General features: G+C 49.7%; 1 rRNA gene. It reads right to left on the bottom strand.

What is annotated here, in order from left to right:
- Positions 1–111, bottom strand: a 23S ribosomal RNA gene (locus CHM34_RS18810); the annotation flags it as partial.
- Between the last annotated feature and the right edge of the window lie 273 nt (positions 112–384).

Genomic DNA, 384 nt, shown 5'->3' with positions numbered 1-384 from the left:
CCCTCGGATCAACGCCTGTTTATCGGCTCCCCGAGGCTTATCGCAGATTTCCACGTCCTTCATCGGCTCCTGATGCCAAGGCATCCACCATGCGCTCTTACACACTCACCCAACCCCACCGGGATTGGTTCATGCGCGCGAAAAATTATTTCATTCACCTAACTAGATGATGACAAGAAAAATCACATTACATAAACAACACAATTGTGTTATTTGATGCTCGCGTCCACTATACGATTCTCAAACCACTACCAAACACCCACCACCACCAGACAACACACAGCTGCCAGTCAGTACCGGGGTTGGTCCTGTTGGTTGAAACCACACCCAACCCGAAAGTCAGGGTTTGTGATCCCAGGACCCAATAACGTGTTCGTTCTAGCC

It is taken from the genome of Paludifilum halophilum (genome assembly GCF_002245355.1).
Taxonomy (GTDB): domain Bacteria; phylum Bacillota; class Bacilli; order Thermoactinomycetales; family DSM-45169; genus Paludifilum; species Paludifilum halophilum.
This window is presented reverse-complemented; position numbering and strand designations above follow the sequence as displayed.